General features: G+C 45.3%; 8 protein-coding genes and 2 tRNA genes. 7 read left to right on the forward strand and 3 right to left on the reverse strand.

The window, feature by feature from the left end:
• The first annotated feature begins 39 nt into the window (after positions 1 to 39).
• Entirely contained in the window at positions 40 to 1,185 is a 1,146-nt protein-coding gene (gene folK / locus EO130_RS09255; protein WP_127141231.1) for a 2-amino-4-hydroxy-6-hydroxymethyldihydropteridine diphosphokinase, read from the forward strand.
• A gap of 115 nt (positions 1,186 to 1,300) precedes the next feature.
• Here the strand turns inward: folK and EO130_RS09260 are convergent, their stop codons facing one another.
• Positions 1,301 to 1,840, reverse strand: a complete 540-nt coding sequence (locus EO130_RS09260; RefSeq protein ID WP_127141232.1) for an RNA methyltransferase — start codon at positions 1,838 to 1,840, stop codon at positions 1,301 to 1,303.
• A gap of 225 nt (positions 1,841 to 2,065) precedes the next feature.
• Between EO130_RS09260 and mutS the strand changes: the two genes are divergently transcribed.
• From mutS to EO130_RS09275, 3 genes are all read left to right on the forward strand, one after another.
• A complete protein-coding gene (gene mutS, locus EO130_RS09265; protein WP_127141245.1) occupies positions 2,066 to 4,648 on the forward strand; it encodes a DNA mismatch repair protein MutS in 2,583 nt (860 codons plus the stop codon).
• 76 nt (positions 4,649 to 4,724) lie between these two features.
• Positions 4,725 to 4,797: transfer RNA gene (locus EO130_RS09270), tRNA-Gly, on the forward strand.
• 58 nt (positions 4,798 to 4,855) lie between these two features.
• Positions 4,856 to 4,940 (forward strand) — tRNA-Leu (locus EO130_RS09275).
• Between the two features lie 234 nt (positions 4,941 to 5,174).
• On the opposite strand, the gene EO130_RS09280 is transcribed toward EO130_RS09275, so the two are convergent.
• Positions 5,175 to 5,906 carry an N-formylglutamate amidohydrolase gene (locus EO130_RS09280; protein WP_127141233.1) on the reverse strand — a complete coding sequence of 244 codons (732 nt, stop codon included), beginning with the start codon at positions 5,904 to 5,906 and terminating at the stop codon, positions 5,175 to 5,177.
• 264 nt (positions 5,907 to 6,170) lie between these two features.
• Between EO130_RS09280 and EO130_RS09285 the strand changes: the two genes are divergently transcribed.
• Positions 6,171 to 6,941 (forward strand): CDP-alcohol phosphatidyltransferase family protein, encoded by a 771-nt coding sequence (locus EO130_RS09285; protein WP_127141234.1) that lies wholly within the window; start codon positions 6,171 to 6,173, stop codon positions 6,939 to 6,941.
• A gap of 164 nt (positions 6,942 to 7,105) precedes the next feature.
• On the opposite strand, the gene EO130_RS09290 is transcribed toward EO130_RS09285, so the two are convergent.
• Positions 7,106 to 9,934 (reverse strand): BspA family leucine-rich repeat surface protein, encoded by a 2,829-nt coding sequence (locus tag EO130_RS09290; protein WP_127141235.1) that lies wholly within the window; start codon positions 9,932 to 9,934, stop codon positions 7,106 to 7,108.
• Positions 9,935 to 10,076: 142 nt separating this feature from the next.
• Between EO130_RS09290 and EO130_RS15455 the strand changes: the two genes are divergently transcribed.
• Both EO130_RS15455 and EO130_RS09295 read left to right on the forward strand, forming a co-directional pair.
• Positions 10,077 to 10,241, forward strand: coding sequence for a hypothetical protein (locus tag EO130_RS15455; RefSeq protein WP_164732909.1), 165 nt, complete (start codon positions 10,077 to 10,079; stop codon positions 10,239 to 10,241).
• Positions 10,242 to 10,359: 118 nt separating this feature from the next.
• Positions 10,360 to 11,410, forward strand: a protein-coding gene (locus EO130_RS09295) for an IS3 family transposase (protein ID WP_127140148.1) whose coding sequence is annotated in 2 segments (ribosomal slippage) — positions 10,360 to 10,612 and positions 10,612 to 11,410 — 1,052 coding nt annotated over the 2 segments. Because the reading frame shifts where the segments join, the coding sequence is not laid out codon by codon here. This gene is flagged as partial in the annotation.

Genomic DNA, 11,410 nt, shown 5'->3' on the forward strand with positions numbered 1-11,410 from the left:
CCAATGTAGGAATGTTTTGTTTACTTTGTTTCTTCGATTATGGGCAGAAAGCAAAAGGTATATCTTTCATTGGGAAGCAATTTGGGAAATCGGCATGCGAACCTCCAAAAAGCCATTTTCCGTATTGAACAAAAAGCAGGCTCCTTATTGGACATTTCGTCCGTTTACGAAAATCCTGCGGTCGGTTTTGATGGAGATCCCTTTCTAAATATCGTGGTATCCGTTTTGACACCATTAACGCCCAAGCAACTATTGGACACCATTTTGGACATTGAAAGGGATTTTGGCAGGGTCCGTAGTGATGGTGGTGGCTATAGGTCAAGAACGTTGGACATTGACATCATTTATTATGGTACGGAGGTCATCAATAATGAAGATTTGGTGGTTCCCCATCCGCACATGCAGCACCGAAACTTTGTGTTGAAGCCTTTGGGCGATATTGCGCCCCAATTTTACCATCCGGTACTGTATAAGGATACCCGCAACCTATTGCAGGAATGTAGTGACCGAAGCCAACTTACCAAGACCAAGTACAATTTGTTCAAGGACAGGTCGGGGCTGTTTTCGCAATTACAGCTCATTGCCATCGAGGGCAATATTGGCGCCGGAAAAACTACCCTGTCCAAGATGATCTCGGATGATTTTAACGCCAAATTGGTTCTGGAACGCTTCGCGGACAATCCTTTTCTACCCAAATTTTATGAGGACCAGGCCCGCTATGCCTTTCCTTTGGAAATGTCCTTTTTGGCGGACAGGTACCAACAGTTTATGGACGATACTTCCCAGTTTGATCTTTTTAAGAACTTTATGGTGAGTGACTACGATATTTTTAAATCGTTGATATTCGCCAAGGTCACCTTGCAAAAGGAGGAGTTCAACCTATACCGAAAGGTTTTTAGCTTTATGTACAAAGAGGTCAAAAAGCCCGAAATTTATCTGTACCTCTACCAAAATACCGAACGGTTGCTGGCCAATATCAAAAAAAGGGGGCGTGCCTACGAACAGAACATAGCACCGGACTATTTGGAAAAAATCAATCGGGGGTACTTGGATTTTATCAAAAGTAGTCCCACGCAGAACAGTATTATCCTTGATGTGGGCGAACTAGATTTTGTGAGCAATCCAGCCGATTATGAATTCATCATACAAAGGCTGGAAGATCATATCCTTTCCTCAAACTTTTAAGAGAATTTTTAGAAAATGTTTGGATATAACGAATGGTTTTATTTTATTAGCACCCTCAATTCGAGAAACTAACTAACTCAGACTTTACATATGGCCCTGTTTTCAGGGCCTTTTTTTATTTCCCCCTATGCTGTTTGTACCAAATATCCCAAACCACTACCCCCGCACTCACCGAAATATTCAAAGAGTGTTTGGTGCCGAACTGCGGAATCTCCAACACAGTATCGCTTGCGTTTACCACATCCTGTGAAACTCCTTTCACCTCGTTCCCAAAAATTAAGGCTATGGTTTCAGTGGGGCCAACTTCAAAATGGTTCAGCATGACGGCATTTTCCGCTTGCTCCACAGCTACGATGCTTACCCCTTGTTGCTTGAGCTCCTTCACCACCTCCAAAATGTCCTTTTTGTATTCCCAATCCACACTCTCGGTAGCACCCAAGGCCGTTTTGCGAATATCCTTGTGGGGTGGTGTGGCCGTTATGCCACAGAGATAGATTTTTTGGACCAAAAAGGCATCGGCCGTGCGGAATACGGAGCCAATATTGTTCAAACTTCGGATATTGTCCAAAATGATGATGATGGACGATTTTTCCGCCTCCTTGAAACTGCTGACATCCAATCGGTTCAGCTCGCTATTTTCCAGTTTTCGGTTCATTTTTTAAACATTGGGGTGAAAATATCAACAAAAATTTTTGATGGTTGCTGAAAACAATATATTCGTTTGCAACGATACATTTAATGTCATCTTGAGCGCAAACAAAAGATTTATCATAACATCTCGACTGCGCCCGATGTGACTAAAGATTCCCGAGCAGGGCAAAAATAACAGAATTAAATCGCTTTGGCAGCCAAGAAGAAAAATACGAAGGTTACCCCATTAATGCAGCAGTACAATGCCATTAAGGTAAAACACCCGGATGCGCTGTTGCTGTTCCGTGTTGGGGATTTTTATGAGACCTTCGGGGAAGATGCGGTCAAGGCTGCCAAGATATTGGGCATTATCCTTACCCACAGGAACAATGGAGGAGACAAGACCGAACTGGCCGGGTTTCCACACCATTCGCTCAATACCTACTTACCCAAATTGGTAAAAGCGGGACAACGCGTGGCCATTTGCGATCAGTTGGAAGACCCTAAACAAACGAAAACCATTGTAAAACGGGGCGTAACCGAATTGGTCACTCCCGGAGTTGCCCTAAACGACGATATCCTCACGGCCAAGAACAACAACTTTTTATGTGCCGTCCATTTTGGGCGCAACAAGTTGGGGGTTTCCTTTTTGGATATTTCTACCGGGGAATACTTGTGTTCGGAAGGTTCGGTGGAACAGGTGGACAAATTGCTTCAAAACTTTTCGCCCAATGAAGTATTGGTTTCCAAAAACCATAAAAAGGATTTTGTGGAATGCTTTGGCAAGCACTTTCACAGTTTCTTTTTGGAAGATTGGATTTTCCAAGAGGATTATGCCGAGGAGCGCTTGAACCAACATTTTGGCACTAAAACCCTAAAGGGTTTTGGCGTAGACCATCTCAACCACGGTATCATTGCCTCTGGGGCGGTGCTGCACTATCTCTTCGAGACCCAACACAGCCGTCTTCAGCATATCAATAGCATACAGCGCATTGCCGAGGAGGAATATGTATGGATGGACCGTTTCACCATTCGTAACCTGGAACTTTATCATTCCTCCCATCAAAATGCGGTGACCTTGTTGGACATAATCGACAAGACCCTATCGCCCATGGGCGGACGTCTCTTAAAAAGATGGTTGGCCCTGCCGTTGAAGCATGTGGAAAAGATACAGCAACGCCATCAAGTGGTTGCCCATTTAAAAAGTGAGGAGTCCCAATTGAACAGGATTCAGGGCCATATTAAGCAGATGGGCGATCTGGAACGTTTGATTTCCAAACTGGCCACGGGAAAAATCAACCCAAAAGAGGTGATCCAACTCAAAAATTCATTGGAAGCGGTGGTTCCCATCAAGCAATTGGCACAAAACAGCTCCAACGGGTCCCTAAAGCAAATCGGGAATGGTTTGGACGATTGCGAAGCCCTTCGGTCAAAAATAAAAGAGTTGCTTAACGAGGAGGCCCCGGTGAACATTGCCAAAGGCAACACCATTGCTGAGGGGTACTCGGAAGAATTGGATGAATTGCGCCACCTTGCGTTTTCCGGCAAAGATTATCTGGATAAAATGTTGGAACGGGAAACCAAGGAAACGGGTATCACCTCCTTAAAAATAGCGTCCAACAATGTATTTGGCTACTACATTGAAGTGAGGAACACCCACAAGGACAAGGTTCCCGAGGGTTGGATTCGCAAACAAACCTTGGTGAATGCGGAGCGGTACATTACGGAAGAACTCAAGGAATATGAGTCCAAGATCTTGGGTGCCGAGGAACGCATCTACCATTTGGAACAGCAGCTTTTTGAACAGTTATTGGTATGGATGCAGGAGTACATTGCCCCCGTACAGCGAAACGCACACCTGATTGCCCAATTGGATTGTCTTTGTGGCTTTGCGCAGTTGGCCAAAGAGAACCATTATGTGGAGCCTACCGTAAACGATTCAACCACTATTGACATCAAGGAAGGTAGGCATCCCGTAATCGAAAAGCAATTGCCCATTGGTGATGCCTATGTGACCAACGATGTGCTTTTGAACCGCGAAGAGCAACAAATCATTATGATCACGGGTCCTAACATGAGCGGTAAATCGGCTCTCTTGCGTCAGACCGCATTGATTGTACTCTTGGCACAGATGGGAAGTTTTGTGCCTGCGGCCGAAGCCCGTTTGGGCGTGGTGGACAAAATTTTTACCCGCGTTGGGGCCAGTGACAATATTTCGATGGGCGAATCGACCTTTATGGTAGAGATGAACGAGACCGCCTCCATCTTGAACAACCTATCGGAACGCAGTTTGGTGCTCTTGGACGAAATAGGTCGTGGTACCAGTACCTACGATGGTATTTCAATCGCTTGGGCCATTTCCGAGTACTTGCACGAGCACCCTACCAAAGCAAAAACACTGTTTGCCACACATTACCATGAGCTCAATGAAATGACCAACACCTTTCCTCGTATCAAAAACTACAACGTTTCGGTCAAGGAATTGGAAGACAATGTGCTTTTTTTACGGAAATTGGTGCCCGGAGGCAGCGAACATAGTTTTGGAATCCATGTGGCCAAAATGGCCGGAATGCCGCAACAGGTGATTCAAAAGGCAAACAAAATCCTTAAAAAACTGGAAAAATCGCACTCGAGCGAAGAGATGACTGACAAACTGCAAGCTTCCCAAAACGAGATGCAATTGAGTTTTTTCAATTTGGACGACCCCTTACTGGAAGAGATCAAGGAAGAAATTTTGCACTTGGACATTGATACACTGACACCTGTGGAGGCATTGATGAAGCTGAACGAGATCAAGCGGTTGTTGAGCAAAAAGAAAAAGGCATCTTCCTAAAAAAATTCTTTTATTTTAATAGAAATATTATAAATTTGCATCCGCGCTTGGGAAAAGTGAAGCGTTCTTTAAAAATGCGAAAATAGCTCAGTTGGTAGAGCATCACCTTGCCAAGGTGGAGGTCGCGGGTTCGAATCCCGTTTTTCGCTCGACTTCGACTCCGCTCAGTCACCACGGGTGGAGTTTTTTTTTTTACATACAAGTCCTGCTCGAGTGGTGGAATTGGTAGACACGCCGGACTTAAAATCCTGTGGGCATTTTGCCCGTGCGGGTTCAAGTCCCGCCTCGAGTACGTAAACCTCTGTTAATCAATTGATTTTCAGAGGTTTTTAGTTTTTAAGTGTTTTATTTTGTACAGTATTTGTACAGAATATTTTGGTCAGGCTGTCAAAAAACCTCAAAAAGTTCGGTCGCATCATATCAAAACAGACCCCCCCTTATCTTTTTTATTCCCACTTTCTTTTTGGGCACTGCTCCGCAAAACCTATATATGGCCCAAATTCTCCGCACACCTGAATTCCATTGACTAGCCTCGGATATGGTTGAGGAAGGACTGTACCGTTGTCCTGGTCCGTTCATAGCCCTCCGTCCTTTTGTCCCCGTCCAGATAAAGCCCCCTATTGATCTCCAACATGATGGAGCCGACCCTTTTGTCCTTCCTGTAATGGGCCTGGGGAACCATACTGCCAGAGTAGGGCCTATCGACCAGCACACTGTGCCCCGATTCTTCAAAGAAACTGACCGCCATGTCCACGAGTTCCCTCGGCGTGTGGAAGGGGTCGGTCCCTATGTTGAAGTCTGGGCGTATCGTAGACCTGTCCAACGCCCTTTTCAGCGCCTTTTCGGGAAAGGAATGGCAATCCACGATCAAACAGCCATTATGCTCCTCCAAGTGCTCCTCAACGAGGTCTGTGAGCTTATCGTGGTGCACCTGATAGTAATCCTCTAGAATCCTTTTGCGAAGCCCAGGGGTGACGGTTCGCAGGGTTGCACCATCATCGAATTTTTCATACAGTGCCCCCATCCCAAATCTGGACATGGGTTCCAGATCATCATCGGTAAAACGTTCCACGTCACAGAACAGCCTTGAAAAGGGTGTTATGATATGGTCGTCCGTTCCATTGGCAAACAGGTCGTCCGTGTACCAATCCGTCAGTTTTATAAGCTCATTATCGATTTTCTCCCTGTCCTCAACAAATCCATCGTAAAAGGGAATATGGGTGGATGAGTGGGGGATGTGCAGAATCATTTTCTTCATGACAGCAAAATATTGAAAGTTTCTCGAATAAAGACTTTAGTGATTAATAATACCACCTTTGACATGTTTAGCTGACGTAAAAAAAGAAGCCACTTATCCAATACAGCTTTTAACAATTGCGAAATTAACCTCTGCAATCTTAACCTTATAATGTGAATCCATTCCCATGTGCATTGACAGAACGAACAGGGTTTCAATTATATGTCATCGTAAGATATAGTTTAATAGTATTTTTACATGATTCGAACGTGTTAAATTCTTAGAATGTCCAAATTACCGAATGAGCATAAATTTTTAGACCTTTCAGACTATGGAAGACCGATAGCCAAAATTATTGTAAACTCTTTAAAGAACACTTCCGTAACTCCTATTCAGGTTACGATTGCATTTATAGCATCAGGTCTCATTGCTTTTTATTGTATTATTCAAGGTTATTTCTGGCTAGCCGCATTCTTTTTAATTTGTAAATCTATCCTCGATGCTGCAGATGGTGAGCTTGCTCGTGTAAAACAAAAACCATCCTACACGGGTCGTTATTTGGATTCCATAGCAGATATTGTATTAAATGCTTTGTTTCTTTTTTCCATCTGGTATATTACCGACGTTTCCATTTGGATATATTTGAGTGCATTCTTGGGCCTGCAATTACAAGGTACACTATACAATTACTACTATGTTATTTTGAGAAACACTTTTGATGGAGATACCACTAGCCGTGTGTTTGAAACCAAAACACCAATAGCCTTAGAAGGTGAAAATCAAAAACATGTCAATATCCTTTTCAGGCTGTATAGACTGTGTTACAGTGTTTTTGATAAGGCCATTTATGTCCTGGACAGCGATGCGGCCAAATTTTCAGTTCTTCCGAAGTGGTTGATGACAGCTGTTTCCGCTCTTGGCCTGGGTTTTCAATTGCTGATTATTGCGGTTATGCTTGTTTTAGGTTTAAAAGCCATTATTCTGCCTTTCTTTATGGTTTATACGGTTATGGTTTTTATTTTTATCGGTATTAGAAAGTTATCTTTCAAGAAATGAAAATGTATGATAAAAACAGAGCACCATATTTTTATAAGCACCACTTGTAAGTCTTCAAAGAAATCTGAACTGACCAAGTTTAAAGTTAAGTCATAGTTTCAACTTTTGAATTTGGTGCTCTTTCTGTAGATACCCTTTCCAGAAAACCGCGAAATTCATAATATTCAAGGCGTACAGTTCGTAAAATTAGGCTTGGGCAAGGTCCATTGGGGGGTGTTGGAGCTAAAGTTAGAGCAAGACGTAACATTGCCCACGTTCCAATTTGAGAGATCTTGATTGAACGGTGTGGAGTCGAACATATAAAACATATCGATTACACTGCTCACATCCCAATTACCAATGTTTTGGTTGAATGTTGAACCATTGAACATACTGCCCATGTTCGTCACATTACTCACGTTCCAATTGCCAATGTCCTTATTGAATTGGGAGTTGGAGAACATACCTGACATATCTACAACATTACCAACATCCCAATTACCAATGTCCTGGTTGAAAGTTGAACCATTGAACATTCCGCTCATATAAGTTACACCGCTTACGTCCCAATCCCCAATATCTTGACTAAAAAAAGTTAAAGAGAACATGCTTCTCATGTCAAAAACATTAGAAACATCCCAACTACCAATGTCTTGGTTAAATGGGGATCCATTGAACATACTATCCATATGGGTCACACTGCTCGTATCCCAATTTCCTATATCCTGGTTAAATAGAGAGTCTGCAAACATAGCAGACATAATGGTCACATTACTAACATTCCAGTTGCCAATGTCTGCATTAAATGGGGATCTCGAGAACATTAGACTCATATTTATAACATTACTAGTATCCCAATTCCCAATGTCATGATCAAAAAGAGTTCCAGAGAACATACCTCTCATATTGGTCACATTGCTTACATTCCAACTACTTATATCTTGGTTGAAAGAAGAGTCGCTGAACATACTTGCCATATTAGTCACACTGCTTACGTCCCAATTTCCAATATCCTGGTTGAAGGGTGTATTAGTGAACATATAAAACATATTTGTCACGCTGCTAACATCCCATCTCCCAATATCTTGGTTGAACGGCGTTCCTAAAAACATCGACGACATATTTGTCACGCTGCTAACATCCCATCTCCCAATATCTTGATTAAAAAGTGACCTATCAAATAATTCAGACATATCCACAACATTTCTGACATCCCAATCTCCTATATCCTGATTGAAGTTTGAAATAGCAAACATACTTTTCATATTCGTTACATTTCCAACATACCATCTACCAATGTCCTTATTAAATGCATCAGCATTACGAAACATCCTCTCCATATTCCTTACATTTCTGGTATCCCAATTTCCTATGTCTCTATCAAACAACTTTGCTGCCCAAAACATTCTAGGCATGGCGATTACATTTCCAACATCCCAACTCCCAATATCCTGGTTGAAGTTTGACCTGAAAAACATTCCACTCATATCTATAACATTACTGGTGTCCCAACTCCCAATGTCTTGATTGAATGGGTTGATTATATCCCCCCCAGCAAAAAGTTCACTCATGTCGGTCACCTTGGTGGTGCAGACCCTGGTCACGTCCTCACCATCGGCTACCATCTGCCTTAGGGTCGCCTCGTCCACCACGGTGTAGGTGATACCGTTCACCTCTCCTGTGTCGCCCACCTGTGCATCGTCCCTGCACTTTATGGTCACCCCGTTCTCGGCCAGGTAGATCAATGGCAATGGGCATGCTTCATAGGTCTGTAGGTAGGTCGTCAACTCCTCTACGGTGGCCTCTGTATAATAGTCCGCTCCCTCCTGGCCAGTCTGCGCCATGGACAGCGAACCGTCCTCGGTGAGGGTCAGGGTCACCTCGATGTCCCCCTCGGGGGTGTCGTCCAGCACATACACCAGCTCATCGATATCGTTCCCCAGCAGGAAGGTGCTGCCCGTTTGGTTGGTCTCCTCCGACAACAGGCACTCCCTTTCCGTGTCCAGCATATAGCGTTCCATCCATATTTCGCCCACCCCATTGGTAAGGCGGATGTATTCCATGCCCGCTTCGGTCTCTCTTTTCCATACCTTCCCGTCGTTGCAGTCCAAAAAGGAGACACAGCCCCCTTCCTCATAGTCGGGGTCGGGCTCCGCCGTTACCTGTACCTCGCACAGCTCTGGCAACGATAGGTCGAAGGACAGTATGCCGCTGGTGATGCTCACATTGGTCATCGTACCCGTGCTCTCCAAGGTGATGGAGTCCGCACTGTCGAAGGCAAAGCTCCCCTCGAACTGTCCCGAGCTAAGGTTCAGCACAAAGGTGCCGTCCAGGTTGAAGACCAATGAAAAGACCGTACAGCCGTTATCGCTTGTGATGGCGGCAAGGTCACCGCCCTTGCCCGTGGTTCCAGTGTTATTGTTCTCCACGTCCCACTTCCCGATGATGAGCCCCTCCAGTACGGGCCTGAACACCGCCGTGATGCTCGTCGGGGCATCCACCGTCAGGGTCAGTGGGTTCTCCGTTCCCGTTACGTCACCTGTCCACTGAACGAACTCCCAGCCCTCTTCGGGCTCGGGGGTCAGCTGTACCGAACTGCCAGAGGCATAGTCCGTGGTCTTGGAGGACAGCAGGGACTCCGTCACGGTGCCCTCGCCCTCCACCTCCACGGTCAGGGGGTACTTCCGCTTCTCGAAGACCGCCGTTACGCTCCTGTCCCCGTCCATGGTGAGGGTCACGGGATTGTCCGTGCCCGATACCGAGCCCGTCCAGTTCTTGAACACATGGTCGGAGGATGGGGTCGCACGAAGCGATACGCTCTCCCCAGCATCAAAGCTTCCGCTGGAGGGGGATACCGTTCCGCCCTCCGATGGGGTGGCCTCAACGGTCAGGGTGTACTGTTGTTTCTCGCCGTCTTCTTTGGAACAGCTACTGAAAAGTAAAAAGGATAGGATTACAAAAATCCCTGTTCTGGGTGATAGGTTGGCCAAGATGGCCTTGTAAGCAAGGTGCATAGTCTTACGGGTTAAGTTTCATTTTTTTAATCGTTTGGGGACGAGCACTTAAATTAAGGAAAACTCATTGTCGAACAAAGAAAAATTAGTGGAATACAGTGTAATCCTGTATTTTTTTCCAAAACCTTGAATCCTGACTTTTATGCCTAAAAAAGCAGGAGAACGGTCCTTCCACATGATTCCCTATCCCATCCGTCTAAAGACCAGGGACTTGGAGCGATATGCTATCAATACTATGTGTTTGGGCCCGCCAGTTAGGGGACCGTTCCCGTTCACTGCCCCAAGGGGAGATTCCCTTGGGACGTGATGGGGAAAAATGGTCAAAACAACTTTTTTATACTATGACCTCCTCCCGTTAAACCGGACAGTTTAGAATTAGAGAATTCCGGGCGGATAAATGTTTAACTTTAAACAAGTATTTGCTTATGAAACGATCAAAGTATTCTGAGTCGCAGATCGTATTTGCGATCAAACAGGCGGAGACGGGGACCCGTATCCAGGAGGTATGCCGCAAGATGGGCATCAGCGAGGCCACGTTCTACAATTGGAAGAAGAAATATGGCGGGCTTGGTGTCTCCGAACTACGGAGGCTGAAGAACCTGGAGGAGGAGAACGCACAGTTGAAGAAACTGGTCGCCGACCTGAGCTTGGACAAACAGATCCTGCAGGACGTGCTGAAAAAAAAGTTCTGAGACCGTCCCGAAAGCGCGGGATGGTCGAAAATATAAGGATGGAGTACAATATTTCCGTCCAGCGTTGCTGCAAGCTCATATTGCTGCACAAGAGCGTTTTCTATTACAGGGCCAAGGGCCGTAGCGATGAACTGTTGCGCATGCGGATGAACGAGATTGCCGCCGTCAGGGTACGTTACGGGTTCTGGCGTATCCATATCCTTTTGAGACGGGAGGGTTTCATGGACAACCACAAACGCATGTACCGGGTCTATTGCGAGGAAGGTCTGAACCTGAGGAGCAAGCGGCCCAAACGGAACCGTTCCGCCGCACACAGACAACCCGCAGAGGGGAACGCCTCTAGTTTGAACGAATGTTGGAGCATGGATTTTGTCTCGGACCAGTTGTACAACGGGAGCCGTTTCAGGGCATTGACTGTAGTGGATAACTATAGCCGCAAGTGTTTGGCCATCCATGCGGGAAAGTCTCTTAAAGGAAGTGATGTCGTACAGGTAATGGAAGCCATTACTTTTGGGAACGAAGTGCTGCCAAAGCGTGTCAAAGTGGATAATGGAAGTGAGTTCATCAGTAAGGTATTGGACAAATGGGCCTATGGGAACAATGTCGAACTTGACTTCTCAAGGCCAGGAAAACCAACGGACAATCCTTTTATCGAAAGTTTTAATGGCTCATTTAGGTATGAGTGCCTGAACGCCAATTGGTTCTTCTCCTTGGAGGATGCCCAGGAAAAGTTCGATATTTGGAAAGAGGACTATAACAATTATAGACCGCACAGCTCGTTGGG

The organism is Flagellimonas marinaquae, assembly GCF_003992675.1.
In the GTDB taxonomy this organism is placed as follows: Bacteria; Bacteroidota; Bacteroidia; order Flavobacteriales; family Flavobacteriaceae; genus Flagellimonas; species Flagellimonas marinaquae.

Coding starts and splice junctions, on each gene's coding strand:
- EO130_RS09280 (WP_127141233.1), bottom strand. CDS start 5,906: ATGAAGAAAATGATTCTGCACATCCCCCACTCATCCACCCATATTCCC.
- EO130_RS09290 (WP_127141235.1), bottom strand. CDS start 9,934: ATGCACCTTGCTTACAAGGCCATCTTGGCCAACCTATCACCCAGAACA.
- folK (WP_127141231.1), top strand. CDS start 40: ATGGGCAGAAAGCAAAAGGTATATCTTTCATTGGGAAGCAATTTGGGA.
- EO130_RS09285 (WP_127141234.1), top strand. CDS start 6,171: ATGTCCAAATTACCGAATGAGCATAAATTTTTAGACCTTTCAGACTAT.
- EO130_RS15455 (WP_164732909.1), top strand. CDS start 10,077: ATGCCTAAAAAAGCAGGAGAACGGTCCTTCCACATGATTCCCTATCCC.
- mutS (WP_127141245.1), top strand. CDS start 2,066: ATGCAGCAGTACAATGCCATTAAGGTAAAACACCCGGATGCGCTGTTG.
- EO130_RS09260 (WP_127141232.1), bottom strand. CDS start 1,840: ATGAACCGAAAACTGGAAAATAGCGAGCTGAACCGATTGGATGTCAGC.